Here is a 16,650-nt window from a genome sequence, read left to right as displayed (position 1 = left end):
TGGGGCGGCGTTGTTATTTCTAAAACTGCCTTAGAAGGTTCAATCAGGCCAAACGAGGTGGGCTGGCACGCGTCCTTTGGCATCGAACAGCACGCCTTCATCGCGCAGTTTGCGGTGCTGGCGCTCGGCGCCGCCGTGATCGGCAAGCTTCAAAGAGGAGGCAATCACGCGATGCCAGGGCAACTGGTGGCCATCCGGCAGGTGGCGCATCGCTGAACCGACCATGCGCGGCGTAGCGCCTTCGGTCATCGCAGCAATACGGCCGTAGGTGGTCACACGCCCCGGCGGAATTTGATCGACAATAGTGTAGATCTGTTCGAGCAGTTCCGGCCGAGCCATGTGATTATCCTTTTATTCATTGAGCTTGAGAGCGCTTCTGAACGTGCTTAAAGCCCCTCAACCAATTGATCGATCGCTTGGAAGGCTTCTTTAAGGGCAGTTGCGCGATGCTGGTCACCCATGTTCAGACCTTCAGCATAAACCACGTCGACATCGGTAATGCCCATCAAGCCTAGCATGGTTTTCAAGTGGGGCGTTTGGCTATCAAGTTCGGTGCCTGCGTACTGACCGCCCCGCGCGGCAAGAATAATCGCCCGCTTGCCTTCCACCAAGCCTTGAGGGCCATTTTCGGTATAGCGGAAGGTTTCACCGGCACGCAGTACTCGGTCAAACCACGCCTTCAGTTGCGAAGGAATTCCCAGGTTATACATCGGCACCGCAATCACCAGTACATCATTAGCATGCAGCTCAGCCAACAGGCCATCCGAGCGAGCGGCTAAAACCTGCTGCTCAGCAGTACGCTCTGCGGCCGCCACTTGCCAAGCACCTAGTTCACTAATATCCAAGTGGGGCAGCGCGTTCTTGACGACATCACGCTGGGTGACCTCCATACCATTACGGGCGTTAGCCTGTTCTATAAAGCGATTCGCCAACGCATTAGATTGGCCGTTTTCAGCCAAAATCGATGAGGTAATCACCAGGGCACGAGTCGTCATGGAAAGCTCCAAAATCATTAAGGGGAAGGAATGGGAGCTATTCTACGGCGCTTTCCAAAAAGCAAAAGCGCAACGTTTTCAGACTTTTATTCGATTAAATCGAATTATACAACGGCCAACCAACAAGCCCCGCGACGCAAAATGCGAGGCGGGGCGCAGCCAGTGGATTAAATGGCTAGCTCGTTTACTTAAGCTCGATTACTTCTTGGGCCAGGCCTTTGGATCAACCTTATCAACCAGCTTGGGGAAGCGGCTGGGGTCGAATACCGGCTCTTTACCCGCTTTCAACTGTTCTTCGTAGTCCCGAAAGAGTGAGAAAGCTATCGGCGAGAGCATTAAAATAGCGACCAGGTTAATAATCGCCATCATGCCCATAGAGAGGTCAGCAAAGTTCCAGATCGCTCCAAGGCTTGCCACCGAACCGACCATAATCATCGCCAACACTGCCAGGCGGTAAATAAACACGGCAACCGGCGCGCGGCGTCCGGCCAGGTACTCAATGTTGGACTCGCCGTAGGAATAGTTGGCTATCACCGAGGTAAATGCAAACAGCAGAATCGCTACCGCGATAAACATGCCGCCCCAATCGCCCACATGGCTGGAGAGGGCCATTTGAGTCAACTGAATCCCGTTGTTCTCCTCACCCGCCATCAGCTCCGGCCCAGCCATAATGATGATGGCCGCCGTGGCCGTGCAGATCACCAGCGTATCCAGAAAGACTCCAAGCATCTGAATAAAACCCTGGGCAGCAGGATGATCTGGCCGCGTAGAGGCCGTGGCTGCCGCATTGGGTGCCGAGCCCATGCCTGCTTCATTGGAAAATAGCCCGCGCTGAATGCCGTTCATAATCGCCTGGGAAACCGCGTAGCCCACCGCGCCACCGGCAGCCTGCTCGAAACCAAACGCACTGCGCACAATGGTCATTATGGCGGCGGGCAAGTCGCTGATATTTAGACCCACTACCACCAATGCCAGGATCAGGTAAAGCAGCGCCATAAGCGGCACAACAAGCTCAGCTACCTTGGCAATCGACTTTAAACCGCCAAAGATGATCGGTGCCACTACGACCATCAAAACTAACCCCATGGCCCAGGTGGGAACGGCAAACGCCTGCTCCATGGCCTGGGCGATAGAGTTGGCCTGAACGCTGTTAAACGCCAACCCAAAGGCAATAATCAAACAGATGGAAAACAGCACAGCCAGCCAGCGCAACCCCAGGCCACGCTCAATATAACGTGCGGGGCCACCACGGAAGGTGTTATCACCGTGGTCGGTTTTATACGCCTGAGCCAAGGTTGACTCTACAAAGCTGGTGGCCATCCCCACCATGGCGGTCATCCACATCCAGAAAATGGCCCCAGGGCCACCCAAAGAGATAGCGACCGCGACCCCCGCCAAGTTACCCGTACCGACTCGTGCTGCCAAACTGGTGGAGAGCGCTTGAAACGAAGAGATACCACCATTTGATTGGCGAGAGCTGCCCAGCAACTTAAACATATGGCCGAAATAGCGCAGCTGAATACCGCGGGTCATCACCGTGAAATAGAGACCGGCACCAATCAGCAGGTAAATCAGCACGCTGCCCCAGAGCAAGCCATTACCGCGATCCACCAGCGAGGTGAGCAACGGAGGAAGAGTAAAGTCCATGAAAAACACACCTTTTTAAACAATGAAGGCGCATCATTCTTCACGGTTGCACCAAAATGGCAAGAAAATTGGCAAAAAGACGTTAAGACAGCAATAACCACTTACCCTATTGAAGCGCACAGCCACTCCCACACCAAGGCGGCTTCGTCGCTAACATGGCGTCGGCTAGGGCGCACCAGCCAGAAGCGTTCATCGCTGGGTACACTGAGCTCAAAAGGCGCCACCAAATCCGTACGCTGTTCCATTAAGCGGCGGTGGGTTAGCGCGATCCCCCCACTTTGGCTAACCAGGGCTAGCGTCATCACCTGGTTGTCGCAAGTCAGCGACCAGCACTGTGCCTCCAAATGGGCAACCCCCGCTTCTTGTAGCCACCCCGGCCACCCTACGCCAAACCCGACTGCGTGAAGCAGCGTATGCCCCGCCAAATCACTTGGCGCAGTTAGCGTCTGTGCCAAGGCTTGCGAGCAAACCGGCAGCAGTTGCTCCTCGCCTAGCGGCTGCATTTCAACGCCCGTCCACTCTCCTTTGCCATAGCGAATCTCGATATCCGCCCCTTCAGGGCCAAAGTCATCGGGCCAAATAGCGCTTACCACACGAATCGCCACCGGCGTGTAAGCACGGTGGAAAGCTATTAAACGCGGCGCCAGCCACGACTGCTGAATCGCAGGTGTGGCTCGCAGCGTTACCGGCTGCTCAGCTGTGCTGCCAAAGACTTCCAAGGTACCTTCGCTAATGCGCACAAAGGCATCGTGAATGCTCGGTAGCCACGCCTGCCCAGCGGGAGTGAGCGTTAAGCTGCGCGCATGACGCACAAACAGCTTCTGCCCCACACGGTCTTCCAGCAAGCGAACGCGCTGGCTAATCGCTGCCTGAGTGACGCCCAGCTCATTTCCCGCGGCGGTAAAACTCAACGTGCGCGCCGCAGATTCAAAGGCTTGTAACCATAGCAATGGCGGTAATTGACTCATGAAAAAGAGACCTATAAGTAAAATGACACCTTAGGGGTCAGATTAATCGTTTGTCACTGCCGTTGCTACCCCGCATCCTAGACACCATCTACGCACCCCCCTTATGTAATGCCGTTGTGGGAGCGAATCGGAGTTTTAATGAATAGCGCAGCACAGACCACACTCACGACACCTCATTCCCACGCCCCAGAGATGGGCGAATTAAGTCCTTATCAAGCGGGCCCGATACTCACTCAAGCGATGCTGACTCAAAAGGGCGTGGCGCTGAACTGGCAAGATGGCCAACAAACCACCCTGCCCCTGATCTGGCTGCGCGACCACTGCGCCTGCCCGGCCTGCCGTCACCCGCAGACGCGCGAACGGCTCTACCTGCCCCTTGAGGCCATCACTGAACCTCCCAGCGTGGCGCTACAGGATGGGCACTTACACCTGAAATGGCAGGATGGCCATGCCAGTGCCTTTCATAGTGGCTGGCTTTACCAGCGCCGTCCCGAAGCTAAGCAGATGAATACCGAGCCCAACACCCAGCCCTGGGTAGATAATTTCGCCCCGGAGCGCATCCGCCATAGTGATTTTCTTACCCAGCAGGGCGAAAAAGCCTGGCTCACCGCAATGCTGCGTGACGGCTTGGCGCTGATCACCGATGGCCCCTTGATAGAAGAAGAAGTGAGCCGCTTAGCTGAACGTATTGGCCCCCTGCGCGCCACCAATTTTGGCGCCCGTTTTGATGTGCGCTCCAAACCCAACCCCAATAACGCGGCCTATACCGCCGTGGGATTACCACTGCATATCGATCTACCCAACTGGCGGCAGCCGCCGGATATCCAGTTGCTCTACTGCCTGCAAAACGGCGCCAGCGGCGGCGAGTCGCTGTTTGCCGATGGTGCGCGAGTGGTCGAAGCCCTGCGCCAGCAAGACCCTGCAGCGCTGGCGATTCTCAGCAAGACACCTATCGATTTTCGCTTTCAGGATGAAACCCACGATATTTCTATGCGGGCACCTGTGATCACCCTGGATAGCGCGGGCAACTTGGTCGAAATGCGCTTAAACAACTGGATTCGCGATGCCCTGCACCTGCCGGTAGAGCAGTTGGAGGCCTGGTACAGCGCCTACGCCTTACTGTGGAAACTGTTTCACAGCGAAGCACACCAACTGGAGTTCACTCTTCTCCCCGGCCAGATGGTGGCATTTGATAATCGCCGAGTACTGCATGGACGCCGCGAGTTCGATCCCAACAGCGGCGCACGCCATTTACAGGGCACCTATTTAGACCGCGACATGCTGGCCTCACGCCTTCGCGTGCTAGCCCGCAGCTAGTCGATTATAAAACCAAGCAAGGAGATCCTATGACACACCTCAAACCTCTCGCCTCAGGCATTGCCCTCGCCACCACCGCGCTATTCGCCTCAGCGGCGCAGGCGGACGACCAAACCCTGGACTTCGGTGTCCCCGCCTGGCCCGGCATTACCGTCAAGACCGCCATCGCCGAGCAGTTATTAAACCCACTGGGCTACGAGACCAGCACCCAGGAAATCGGCCTGCAGGTGATTTACCAAGGCATTGAAAGCGGCGATATCGATGCGTTCCTGGGAGCTTGGCTGCCGGCTCAACGAGAAATGTTTAATCCCCGTAAAGAGTCAGGTGTACTCATCGATGTCGCCAATAACGTGGATGGCGCACAAATGACCCTGGCGGTGCCGGCGTATCTGTACGAGAGCGGTATTCAGAGTTTTGCTGATTTAGACGAAAATCGTGAACAGTTCGACGGCGAGATCTATGGCTTTGGTGCAGGCTCCGCCGCCAGTGAGATTCTCCACAACGCCATTGATAACGACACTTGGGGCCTAGGCGACTGGCAGATCGTCGATACCAGTGAAGTAGGCATGCTTTCCGCTGCACGTGATGCCATTTCCCGCGAGGAACCGATTGTCTGGGTAGGCTGGACGCCCCACTGGATGAACCTTGAACTGCCAATGCGCTACCTGGAAGACCCTGAAAATCTGTTCGGTGACAACAACGGCGAAAGCGATGTGCTGACGCTGCTGCGCAGCGACTATGCGGAAGCCAACCCCAATGTGGTGACCTTCTTTGAGCAGTTCACCTTCTCCGCCGAAGAACAGAGCTGGATGATTCAAGCCTTTGGCCAGGAAGAGCAAGACCTAGCGGAGGTGGCTGAGCAGTGGATAACTGAGCACCCAGAGCGTATCGAAGCAATGCTGGCTGACGTCACGACTACCGACGGCGACCCAGCATGGCCGGTCATTGAAGCGCAGCTCAACAATTAAAGACCAACTCAACAATTTAAGACTCGCTCAATAACTGTCGCTTAGGACGATCGCCTGCGTAAAAAGCGCCTTCATCCCATCGGGTCGCTAGCGTATGCTGTGGACTTTTTGGCCGGTGGGGTGGGTGAGCATGTCGCGGACATTAATAAAGGGCGTTGGCCTGCTGGTCGTCGTTGTGCTGCTAGGTATCATGTGGCATTTGCTGCAACGCTACGATCTACTCACCCAAGCACGCCTTAGCGAATTGATTGGTTACATTCGCCAGTGGCGTAACGCGCCCTGGATGTTTGCCGCGGTGATGGGCGTTTACACCAGCGCCCTGCTGGTGATGTTTCCCCTTAGCCTTCTCGTGGTCGTGACAGGCTTATTGTTTGGCCCAGTGTGGGGGCTCGTCTACGCCACGCTGGGAACGCTGTCTTCGTCGGTGGTCTCTTACTGGGTGGGGCACTGGTTAGGCCGTGAGGCGCTAATGCGTTATGGCGGCCAACATCTACGCGGTTTATCTGGCTATCTATCCAAGCGCGGCATTCGAACCATGACGGTGATCAACCTGCTGCCGCTCGCCCCGTTCACACTCACCAATATGCTGGCGGGCGCTTTCCACCTTAAATTTCGCGACTATATGATCGGCTCCACTCTGGGCATTGTGCCGGGGCTGGCGGCGGTGATTCTACTCGGTAGCCAGCTAGGTGCCCTGTTCACCGCCGCGTCGGCCAAGGAAATCGTTCTAGCGGCTGTCGGACTCGCTGCTGGGGTTGGCCTGTTAATAGGCCTTAAACGTTATGCCAACCGGCGCCAAGCCTCCAAAAAACCGTCTCATCGCGAAGGAGAGTGATATTTGGCCAGCACTTCGGCGTAGAAGTTAGCCACCGCTGAGGCAAAATTGGCAATATCGAACTCCTCGGCAAAGTGGCTGGCCTGCTTGCCCAGCTGTTGGCGCAGCGCTGCGCTATCTTTTAACTCTACCACTTTTTGCCCCCACGCCTGACGATTTTGCGGTGTTTTGAAGCCGTTGACTCCCTGGCGTACCACGTCATCGATACCGCTGGAACGCACCGCCACCACGGGCAGACCCGCCGACATCGCTTCAAGAATTACCATACCCTGGGTTTCCGAGGTAGAGGCAAACACAAACAGATCGCCCAGATGGTAATAAAGCGCCATTCGCTCAGGGGACACTGCGCCTACCAGGGTTGCCTGCGAGGTTAGCTTCAAGGTGTCGATTTGGGTTTGAATCGCCTCGCGATCAGGCCCGTCTCCAATCAACAGCAAATGAAAATCCTCGTGCCCCTGAGAGCGAAGCTCGGCGAGGGACTCCAACATAAAGCCAATATTTTTCTCTTTGCTAATCCGCGAAACGCTGATCAATATTTTGCGTGAAGCGCTAACACCTAATTGCTCACGCAACGCGTCAAGTTCACTCTCATCAACTTGAGAGAAACGCTCAACATCAATGCCCGTTGGCTGTACCAGCGTAGGCGTCTTTACCCCGATCATGCGCAGATACTCTTCTGCCGAATAGGTCGGCACAATCACCCCCTGGCAGCGGTTAGAAAAGCGTTTGATCAAGTAATGCGAGATCAGATTACGAAACAGCGCACCGGGCAATGGCACAAAATGAGCATAGTGCTCCAAGCGGGTGTGGTAGGTGTAGATCACCGGCACCTTAAGCCGACGGCCCATAAACAGCCCCATGGAACCAAGCCAGAAGGGGTGGTGAACATGAATAAGATCAGGTTTGAAGGCCCGCAGGCAGCGGCGAAAACGCGCGCTAAACGGGTTAGTTAACCGGAACTCGCCCTTCTGCCCAAACGCCATCAGCGTCGGAATGCGCTTTATTGAGCTATCGTCCTGCCATGCTTCTCGATAGCGCGGCACGAACAGTTGAAGGGAGTGACCTAAGGCGCGTAAGCCATTACGCAAGCGATCCACCGACACAGACACCCCGGAAACAAATGGGAAGTAGTTATTGGAGACCATCGCTACGCGCAGTGATTTACCCAGGAAAGGCGTTGGATCAATATCAAAATCGGGGTAGTAATCACGATCTTCAAAAATCAGCCGATGCAAACGCAGGGTGAGTAGCGTGAGTACGCCTACAATCAGCAAAAACCGCGTGTAGCTGACATAGAAAAATGCATAAAGTGTCGACCAGACGCTGGTGACCATACGCCACCAGCCGGGGCTATCCACGTTCAAACGCACCGGGGCAATGGCGACATTGTCGCTTGCTACATCGACGATGACGTAGTGATGAAAGCTGCTATCGGCATCGATCAGAATACCGCCCGCACCGCCGGTGGTAACGTAATCCACACCGTTAACCGTCTGTTGGGAGAAGAGGGTTAGGTTGGCGGAGAACACCGTATCGACACCATACTCTTCCGCAAGCGCCATAATACCATCCGCCAGACGCGGATCATTGAGATAATTGTCCGCCTCAAACAGCGGCGCGTCGCTCACCACATTGTGCAGCGGCAGACCCACAAACAAAAACTTATGCTGTGCCTCAGAGGCCGCTAGCTCCCGGGATAACCAATCAAGCTGCCAAGAGGTGGATGACTTACCGGTACCGTCGAGAAAGATAAAGTGACTGTTGCCCGCTACAAAGGAGTAAAAGTGCGGGCCAAAGTACTCATAAAACAAGTAGCTGCCAAAGTCGCTATCTTCGTTGTCGCCGTAGGTGAGTAAGTAAGGAACATTGAGCTTCTCCAGACTTCGGTAAATCGCCTGATAGCTCTCCTGTTGTCCCCCATTCACGGCATTCCCCGCCGAAATCAGAAAGTCGATGCCACCCTGGTTAATCAGCGGCACAATCTCTTCTTGAAACACGCTCACCGAGTTATTGATATTGCCCACTACCGCAAAGCGGTAGTCGCTTCGCCCCGTCAGTACCTCACGAATATTAGCCACTTCAAGGGTGTGCACCGACTCAAACTTAGGCTCTGCCACGTACAGCCATACTTGGTGGGCAATCAGCCCCACCACCAGGGCGAGATTAAGATAGAAGAACAGCCGCAACCAGCGCTGGCGGGAAAAACGAAGAAAGGAGCGTCGTGGCATTTAAAAGCGCTTTTTCAAGAATAAAAACGAGGATATATAACCGCCACACTGGCGGCCTAAGTCTAAAAAACGCCTTTACTATACAGCAACGCCGCATAGAGTTGGCGTCTCAGGTTAGCGGGCATCGCTCCCATTTAGTGTGGCCAGTAACCGTCGCGGCCCGGCTTGATTGCGGTGTTCACCCAACCATAATCCCTGCCAGGTTCCTAAGGCCAGGCGCCCATCGCGCACTGCTAAGGTGAGCTGAGTGCCCAGCAAGCTAGCAACCACATGGGCTGGCATATCGTCAGGGCCCTCCAAGGTATGGCGGAAATAGGCTAACTCTTCAGGCACCAGCCTGCGCAGAAAAGCATCTAAATCGTGGCGCACATCAGGGTCGGTGTTTTCGTTCAGCGTTATTGATGCGGAGGTATGCATCAGTTGTAAGTGCAACATGCCCATATGACAATCGCTTAAACACGGCAGTGCCCGGGCGACATCATTGGTAATCAAATGAAAACCACGCGCCATCTCGGGCAAATGAATCTCTTGCTGGCACCACATAAGCACCTCATATATTTGTTATGTAAACGGAAACGCGGCGTCACCAGCATCCCCCTCTTGTGTGGCAAAATAACAACAGATAGCACTAACCATAGTCGATTGGCCATAGTTCATCGCATATAGTTCATGGCATCTAGTTCATCACATATAGTTCATGGCATATAGTTCACCACTAAGGAGCGCGTTAATGAAAGTACTGCTAGGCAGCAGCGTCGTCAGCATGGCCTTACTCACTGGCTGCACCGGGATACCCGATGGCACGCAGCCAGTCTCGGGCTTCGAGCTAGACCGCTACCTCGGCCAGTGGTTCGAAATTGCCCGTTTGGATCACTCTTTTGAGCGCGGCCTAGATTGCGTCACCGCCACTTACAGCCTACGTGATGACGACGGCGTGCGGGTAATCAACCGAGGCTACAACTTGGAAGAGCAAGCGTGGGATGAAGCCGAAGGCCGCGCCTACTTTATTGATGACGAAAGCGTTGGGCGCTTGAAAGTGAGCTTTTTCGGCCCCTTCTATGGCGGCTATAACGTCCTTGAGCTGGATGAAGATTACCAGTGGGCGCTTGTGGCTGGCCCTAACCGCGACTACCTGTGGATACTTTCGCGCACGCCGGAGATGGATAGCGCGACCGAAACCCGCCTGCGCGAGCGGGCAGCCGAGCTGGACTTCCCCACCGATGAGTTGATTGATGTTACCCAGGGCGAAGAGTGCCCCACCCAATAGCCCATTACCTCTCGGGCATTGCTGACACTCGCCTCGCGATCTCGCACTGAACATAGTCAATAAAGGCGCGCAGCCTGGCGGGCACATGGCGGCGCTGCTCAAACACCGCGTAAAAATCTGACCGTACCCCCTGCCAACCCGGCAGCAGTTCAACCAATGCGCCGCTGGCAAGGTGTTCATTGACATCCCACCAGGAGCGTAGCATCACGCCGTGCCCGTCCAGGGCCAAGCGGGTAATCACTTCGCCATCGTTACTCGCCAGCCGACCGCTAACTTTGACCGACTGCATCTTTCCAGATACTAACTTGGTCGGCTGCTCGCTAGGCTCAAAGCGCCATAGCGGAAAATCGCTGTCGTTCTCGCGAATCACTAAACATTCATGCTGCTGTAAATCTGCCGGTGTGTGAATGGGCAACGCTTGGGCAATATAGGCAGGCGACGCGCAGAGTACCCGCCGATTGGCCAAAATACGCCGAGCCACCAAGCGCGACTCCGGTGGTTCGCCAATACGAATACCTATATCGAAACCGTGATCGCTAAGGTTAAGCGGAAAATTAGTCAGCTCTAACCACCCTTCCACCTCGGGGTGTTCGGCACAAAAGCGCGACAGCAACGGTGCGATGTGGCGACGGCCAAAACCAAAGGTGGCGTTGACACGCAGCCGTCCACTCAGCGCCTGATCGGCCCCCTCTCCCAGTGAATTTTCCAGCTCATCCAGCTCATCTAAAATCAGCGTGCCACGCGCCAAGTAGCGTTCGCCTTCAGCGGTTAGCGTCAGCCGCCGTGTGGTGCGAGCCGCCAGTTCTACCCCCAGGCGCGCCTCCAACTGCTTCAGCCGTTTGCTTACCGCGGAGAGCGACAGCCCCAGCTCACGGGCGGTAGCGGTTAAGCTCCCCGCTCGGGCTAAGTGCTGAAAAAACGCCAAATCATCCAGGTGCGCCATATCGCCTCTCCGTCATTCTGCACTTTCACGCAACAATAACTTGAATAATAGCCTGATTATCTCCTCCAAAATAGCCGCTACACTCTATTCACGATTCACGATTCACAAGCATGCCAAGCAACTAACAAGATAAGGAACCACTATGACCCACCGCATCGCCATTATCGCCGGTGACGGCATCGGCACCGAAGTGATGCCCGAAGGCATTCGCGCCCTGGAAGCCACTGCCAAGCGCTTTAACATTGACCTTGAGTTCACCACCTTTGAGTTTGGTAGCTGCGACTACTACCTGGAGCACGGCAAAATGCTGCCGGATGACTGGTTCGAGCAGTTAAAAGGCTTCGATGCACTGTTTTACGGCGCGGTGGGCTGGCCCGATAAAGTGCCCGACCATATTTCCTTGTGGGGCTCACTGCTGCAATTCCGCCGCCGCTTTGATCAGTACATCAACCTGCGCCCCTGCAGACTCATGCCGGGGATCAAAAGTCCGCTGGCAGGTCGCGAGCCCGGCGATATCGATTTTTACGTGGTGCGAGAAAACACCGAAGGCGAGTACTCCAGCGTTGGCGGCAAAATGTTTGAAGGCACCGACCGTGAAGTAGTTATTCAAGACACGGTGATGACCCGCACCGGCGTTGACCGCGTATTGAAGTATGCGTTTGAGCTGGCCCAGACCCGCCCGCGCAAGAAGCTTACCTCCGCGACCAAGTCCAACGGCATCTCCATCACTATGCCGTATTGGGATGAGCGGGTGGTCGAGATGGCCAAAGGCTACCCGGAGATCGCGGTGGATAAATTCCATATCGATATTCTCACCGCCAACTTCGTTCTCCATCCGGATTGGTTCGACGTCGTTGTCGGCAGCAATCTATTTGGCGATATCCTCTCGGACTTAGGCCCCGCCTGCACCGGCACCATTGGCATTGCCCCTTCGGCTAACATCAACCCGGAGGGCATCTTCCCCAGCCTGTTTGAGCCGGTACACGGCAGCGCGCCAGATATCGCCGGTAAAGGCATTGCCAACCCTATTGGCCAGATTTGGTCGGGTGCCATGATGCTTGAACACCTCGGCTATAAAGAGGCCGGTGATGCAATGGTCACGGCCATTGAGGCGGTGCTAAGTGAGGGTAACGCCAATGTACTTACCCGAGATGTGGGAGGGCAAGGCACCACAGAAAGCCTAGGCAAGGCGATTGCCGACAAGCTGGCAGAGTAGCCATCAGCCACTAAAAAAGCCTCGCTGGACTTCTCCAACGAGGCTTTTTAGATAACGAGTTAAACACTATAGAACTAGCTAGCTTAAACCAACAATTAACTGGCCAACTTAGCCGCCGTTTTAGCCACTAGCTCACCCTGGAAACGGGCAATTTTCAGTTCACGTTCGTCAGGTTGGCGAGAGCCATCGCCACCAGCGAGGGTCGCTGCACCATAGGGTGTGCCGCCACTTACTTTAGAAATATCAAATTGTTCTTCGATACCATAACCAATCGGGACAATGATCATGCCGTGGTGGGCTAACGTCGTCCAGGTAGAAGTAATAGTCATTTCATCGCCACCGCCAGTACCGGTAGAGGTAAATACGCTGGCTACTTTGCCACGCAGAGCGCCGTTCGCCCACAGACCGCCGGTCTGATCCAGGAAGGTACGCATTTGACCAGCCATATTACCAAAGCGAGTGGGCGTACCGAAGATGATCGCATCGTAATCGGCAAGCTCTTGGGGTGTGGCTTCTGGCGTATCGTAGTCCTGCTTGCCACCCGCGTTTTTAAACGCCTCGGCAGGCATTGTTTCCGGCACGCGCTTAACGGTGACGTCGACACCACTGACGCCTTTTGCGCCTTCGGCCACAGCCTGGGCCAGCGTATCGATATGACCATACATTGAATAATAAAGTACCAGCACTTTCGTCATTACTATCTCCTTCGCTTATTCCTACACTCATTAGTCGTGTAGTGGGCGTCGCCCGATAAACAATAACCACAACATAGCTCACCCAAGCATAGAAAAAAGCGAATGTTTTCGTCCGTGGGCGTCGATTTCATCGACGAACGCCACCTTGCACTTTACGCCATCCACCACTAGCTTTTGACTTGCCTATCTCAAACGTATCCAAGGAGTCTGGAATGACGATTTTTGAAGCCCTGCGCAAGGATCACGATATTCAGCGCGACCTGCTCGCTCGCTTAGTTGAGACACATGGAGACAGCGACGAGCGCGATAACCTTTATCAGCAAGTGCGTGCCGAGTTGCACTATCACGCTGCTGCAGAAGAGCGGGCGCTCTATATCCCCATGATGTCGATTGACCTGACCCAGGAAAAAGCCCGCCATAGCGTTGCTGAACATCATGAAATTGATGAGCTATTAGAATTGCTCGATGAAACTGACTACAGCGCGACTCACTGGCTGACCCACGCCAAACAGCTCCAGGATTTAGTCACCCATCACCTAGATGAGGAGGAGCAAGAGGTTTTCCAACTGGCTGGCCGCGGCCTGAAAGATAAGCAGAAAACATCGCTGGCCGGTGAGTATCAGGAAGAGATGCAGCGCCAACGCTCAGCGTAACCTGATAAGCCAATTGAAGAAGCGCTCATGCATCCCATGGGCGCTTTTTTGATGCTAGCGACTTAGTAGGGCCACTTTCGGATGCCTCTTGTTTCATGAATACGCTTTTTCACGAATACGCTAGGCTTTTACACGCGAACGACCTACAGGCTTGTGACACACGCTCAGCGTGGTAAATCTAGCCTTCTCTAATACTGACAATGACACTGGTTAACAGATGCTAAGGAGCGACAATGCTAGGCCAATGGCTCGACTGGTCGCTTGATGGGCAGCTTCCCGCCGCCAGCCAAGGCGTCTTCGCAAGCGGTGCTTACCATTTGCGGGCACCTGGTATCTTGGAACTCATTCCCAACACACAAAGCCAATACGCCCGCGCGTGCATTTTTTCAGCGGCCATCCACGGCAATGAAACTGCGCCCGTTGAATTGTTAGGTGAATGGTTAAGCGGCTTAGAAGCTGGCAGCCTAAAACTTGGCGCGCCTGTCCTGGTGATTTTAGGCAATTTACCTGCGCTTAAAGCACAGCAGCGTTTTCTTGCCACCAATTTAAACCGGCTATTTAATCGCGAGCTAACCGTGAAGGGCGAGGAGCCAAATCGCGCCAGAGAATTAATGGCCGCCGTAGATGGTTTTTATGCCCGCCATGCCGAGCTCCCCAAACTGCATTACGACCTACATACCGCCATTCGTGATAGCCGTTACACCCGCTTCGTTGTAGAACCCTATGCCGACGTCCCCACAGACGCCGAGCAGTGGGGCTGGCTAGCGGCAGCGGGTATGCAGGCGGTGCTGCACCAACATCAGCACAGCTGGACGTTCTCCCACTACAGCAAGCACTATCACGCCGCCCAGGCATTTACCTTTGAGCTGGGCCGCGTCGCCCCTTTCGGTCAAAACGATATGGCATCGCTAAAACCGATGCGTGCGCTGCTCTCGGCCCTTAGTGAAGGACGCGCCCCGCCCAGTCAGCCAGCCACGCAAATGCAGTTTTTTCAGGTTCATCACGAGTTAATACGTCACTCCGATGACTTCCAGCTCTGTTTTGCCGACGATACGGCTAACTTCAGCCGCTTTGAGCCAGGCACCCTGCTGGCACTAGACGCTAAGACAGGAGAGTTTCGGGTCGGCGATATGCCACTCTACGTGGTGTTTCCCAATGCCCAGGTTGAAGTGGGCGCCCGCGCCGCGCTACTGGTGGCGCCTATCGCTTAGAGCCCCAGTCAGGCAAAGCTCTCGCTAAGATAATAACAATGGTAAGGCGATAACAGGCCCCTTGGCGTCGATACGACCAACGTCGAGTGCATAATGTTATAAGGAAAGCGCGCATAATGCGCCCAGCCTGATAGAATCGCCCCTTTTTTCGCGCCAGCCGCATCAAAGCATGTTCTTGATAACCCGTTGCTGCGGCAACTCTGTACTGGAGCCAATGATATGGCCGCTACGCCTACTCCCCTTGAAGTGCGTAATATTAAAAAACGCTTTGGCGATACGGAAGTTCTGAAAGGTCTCTCACTGCAAGCCCAAAAGGGCGATGTGATTACCCTGATTGGTGCCTCTGGATCGGGTAAAAGTACTTTTTTGCGCTGCATGAACTTGCTTGAACAACCCGACGATGGCGACCTCATTGTCCATGGCGAACCCATTCGCTTTAAAACCACTCGACACGGTCGTGAGCCCGAAGATTGGAAGCAGGTAGTACAAATGCGCGCCAAGCTCTCCATGGTGTTCCAGAGCTTCAACTTGTGGGCGCATATGACGCTGCTGGAAAACATCATCGAAGCGCCAATTCATGTGCTGAAAAAACCTAAAAAAGAAGCCTTGGAACATGCCCACGCCCTGCTTGATCGCGTCGGCTTAACGGCCCGCGCAAACGCCTACCCTGCCCAGATGTCCGGTGGCCAGCAGCAGCGCGGTGCAATTGCTCGCGCGCTGGCAATGGATCCTGAAGTGATGCTGTTTGACGAACCCACCTCAGCCCTTGATCCGGAATTGGTCGGTGATGTATTAAAAGTCATGCACGGCCTCGCCGAAGAGGGCCGCACCATGGTCGTGGTCACCCACGAGATGGGGTTTGCCCGGGATGTCTCCAGCCAAGTGATTTACCTTCACCAAGGCTTGGTGGAAGAGGCAGGCCCTCCCGACCAAGTGCTCAATAACCCGCAATCACCGCGCCTGCAGCAATTCCTGGCACCTAAATACTGATCCGCGAGGCTCACCATGATTGATTTGCAAGGTTATGGTCCCCGGCTGATCGAGGGGGCAGGCGTCACCATCCAATTAGCGGTGCTATCGCTGATTTTAGCGATTATTTTAGGGCTACTGACCGCCAGTGCGAAAATGTCGCGCAACTGGTTTTTAAGACGCACGGCGACGGTTTACACCACGCTGATTCGCGGCGTGCCGGATCTCGTCTTGATGATGCTACTGTTTTTTGGCGGCCAGATTGGTGTTAACGCCATCAGCGACATGCTCTATTACAGCTACGACATCGATATTTACATTAACTTTAATGCCTTCGCTGCAGGCGTACTGACCATTGGTTTTATCTTCGGCGCCTATATGGGCGAGACCTTCAGGGGCGCCTTTATGGCGGTGGATAACGGCCAGATTGAAGCGGGCAAAGCCTACGGAATGAGCAATGGCCTCGTATTTCGACGCATCCGCTTTCCGCAAATGATGCGCCATGCGCTGCCGGGGTTATCTAATAACTGGATGGTACTGCTCAAAACCACCGCACTGGTTTCAGTCATCGGATTAACCGATATGGTACGGGTGGCCGCAGAAGCCTCCCGAGCGACCCATGAGCCCTTTACCTTTTTGATCCCCGTCGCCGTAGCGTACCTACTCATCGCCAGCGTGTCTGAATGGATTTTCGCGCGCCTGCAGAAACACTACGACATCGGCTTTGGAGGTCAGTGA

Annotated in this window: 17 protein-coding genes; 9 read left to right on the top strand and 8 right to left on the bottom strand. The window is 54.8% G+C overall.

Annotated elements, in window-relative coordinates:
• Window positions 1-39: 39 nt before the first annotated feature.
• The 4 genes from J7J49_RS20870 to J7J49_RS20855 form a co-directional block, all read right to left on the bottom strand.
• Complete coding sequence (locus J7J49_RS20870) at window positions 40-339, bottom strand: MGMT family protein (RefSeq protein ID WP_022522712.1); 300 nt, start codon at window positions 337-339, stop codon at window positions 40-42.
• A gap of 47 nt (window positions 340-386) precedes the next feature.
• Complete coding sequence (locus J7J49_RS20865; protein WP_215095401.1) at window positions 387-995, bottom strand: FMN-dependent NADH-azoreductase; 609 nt, start codon at window positions 993-995, stop codon at window positions 387-389.
• Between the two features lie 198 nt (window positions 996-1,193).
• A complete protein-coding gene (locus J7J49_RS20860) occupies window positions 1,194-2,642 on the bottom strand; it encodes an alanine/glycine:cation symporter family protein (RefSeq protein WP_215095399.1) in 1,449 nt (482 codons plus the stop codon).
• A 101-nt stretch (window positions 2,643-2,743) separates the two neighbouring features.
• Window positions 2,744-3,610, bottom strand: coding sequence for a LysR substrate-binding domain-containing protein (locus J7J49_RS20855; RefSeq protein ID WP_215095397.1), 867 nt, complete (start codon window positions 3,608-3,610; stop codon window positions 2,744-2,746).
• Window positions 3,611-3,748: 138 nt separating this feature from the next.
• Between J7J49_RS20855 and J7J49_RS20850 the strand changes: the two genes are divergently transcribed.
• The 3 genes from J7J49_RS20850 (at window position 3,749) to J7J49_RS20840 (ending at window position 6,730) form a co-directional block, all read left to right on the top strand.
• The gene (locus J7J49_RS20850) at window positions 3,749-4,927 is read left to right on the top strand and encodes a TauD/TfdA family dioxygenase (protein ID WP_215095395.1); all 1,179 of its coding nucleotides are present in this window, start codon (window positions 3,749-3,751) and stop codon (window positions 4,925-4,927) included.
• A 29-nt stretch (window positions 4,928-4,956) separates the two neighbouring features.
• On the top strand, window positions 4,957-5,895 hold the full coding sequence (locus J7J49_RS20845; protein ID WP_215095393.1) for an ABC transporter substrate-binding protein: 939 nt from the start codon (window positions 4,957-4,959) through the stop codon (window positions 5,893-5,895).
• 130 nt (window positions 5,896-6,025) lie between these two features.
• Window positions 6,026-6,730, top strand: coding sequence for a TVP38/TMEM64 family protein (locus tag J7J49_RS20840; RefSeq protein ID WP_215095391.1), 705 nt, complete (start codon window positions 6,026-6,028; stop codon window positions 6,728-6,730).
• Here J7J49_RS20840 and J7J49_RS20835 read toward each other — a convergent pair.
• Window positions 6,712-8,958: a glycosyltransferase gene (locus J7J49_RS20835; protein WP_215095389.1), complete on the bottom strand. Its 2,247-nt coding sequence runs from the start codon at window positions 8,956-8,958 to the stop codon at window positions 6,712-6,714. The genes J7J49_RS20840 and J7J49_RS20835 overlap by 19 nt on opposite strands.
• Before the next feature lie 114 nt (window positions 8,959-9,072).
• Window positions 9,073-9,501 carry a secondary thiamine-phosphate synthase enzyme YjbQ gene (locus tag J7J49_RS20830; protein WP_064234720.1) on the bottom strand — a complete coding sequence of 143 codons (429 nt, stop codon included), beginning with the start codon at window positions 9,499-9,501 and terminating at the stop codon, window positions 9,073-9,075.
• 187 nt (window positions 9,502-9,688) lie between these two features.
• Here J7J49_RS20830 and J7J49_RS20825 point away from each other — a divergent pair, with 187 nt between their 5' ends.
• Window positions 9,689-10,225, top strand: a complete 537-nt coding sequence (locus tag J7J49_RS20825) for a lipocalin family protein (RefSeq protein ID WP_215095387.1) — start codon at window positions 9,689-9,691, stop codon at window positions 10,223-10,225.
• Window positions 10,226-10,229: 4 nt separating this feature from the next.
• Here the strand turns inward: J7J49_RS20825 and J7J49_RS20820 are convergent, their stop codons facing one another.
• Entirely contained in the window at window positions 10,230-11,168 is a 939-nt protein-coding gene (locus J7J49_RS20820; RefSeq protein WP_215095385.1) for a LysR family transcriptional regulator, read from the bottom strand.
• Window positions 11,169-11,310: 142 nt separating this feature from the next.
• Here J7J49_RS20820 and J7J49_RS20815 point away from each other — a divergent pair, with 142 nt between their 5' ends.
• Window positions 11,311-12,384, top strand: coding sequence for a tartrate dehydrogenase (locus J7J49_RS20815; RefSeq protein WP_215095383.1), 1,074 nt, complete (start codon window positions 11,311-11,313; stop codon window positions 12,382-12,384).
• Window positions 12,385-12,479: 95 nt separating this feature from the next.
• On the opposite strand, the gene wrbA is transcribed toward J7J49_RS20815, so the two are convergent.
• Complete coding sequence (gene wrbA, locus J7J49_RS20810; RefSeq protein ID WP_215095381.1) at window positions 12,480-13,079, bottom strand: NAD(P)H:quinone oxidoreductase; 600 nt, start codon at window positions 13,077-13,079, stop codon at window positions 12,480-12,482.
• A 212-nt stretch (window positions 13,080-13,291) separates the two neighbouring features.
• Here wrbA and J7J49_RS20805 point away from each other — a divergent pair, with 212 nt between their 5' ends.
• The 4 genes from J7J49_RS20805 (at window position 13,292) to J7J49_RS20790 (ending at window position 16,650) form a co-directional block, all read left to right on the top strand.
• Window positions 13,292-13,732, top strand: a complete 441-nt coding sequence (locus J7J49_RS20805; RefSeq protein WP_064234725.1) for a hemerythrin domain-containing protein — start codon at window positions 13,292-13,294, stop codon at window positions 13,730-13,732.
• Between the two features lie 233 nt (window positions 13,733-13,965).
• Window positions 13,966-14,943 (top strand): succinylglutamate desuccinylase, encoded by a 978-nt coding sequence (locus tag J7J49_RS20800; RefSeq protein WP_215095379.1) that lies wholly within the window; start codon window positions 13,966-13,968, stop codon window positions 14,941-14,943.
• Between the two features lie 219 nt (window positions 14,944-15,162).
• Entirely contained in the window at window positions 15,163-15,933 is a 771-nt protein-coding gene (locus J7J49_RS20795; RefSeq protein ID WP_064234727.1) for an ABC transporter ATP-binding protein, read from the top strand.
• A gap of 15 nt (window positions 15,934-15,948) precedes the next feature.
• Entirely contained in the window at window positions 15,949-16,650 is a 702-nt protein-coding gene (locus J7J49_RS20790) for an ABC transporter permease (protein ID WP_064234728.1), read from the top strand.

Source organism: Halomonas sp. ISL-56, assembly GCF_018612805.1.
Lineage (GTDB): Bacteria > Pseudomonadota > Gammaproteobacteria > Pseudomonadales > Halomonadaceae > Vreelandella.
The sequence above is the reverse complement of the archived record's forward strand: the minus strand, read 5'-3'. Positions and strand labels throughout refer to the sequence as shown.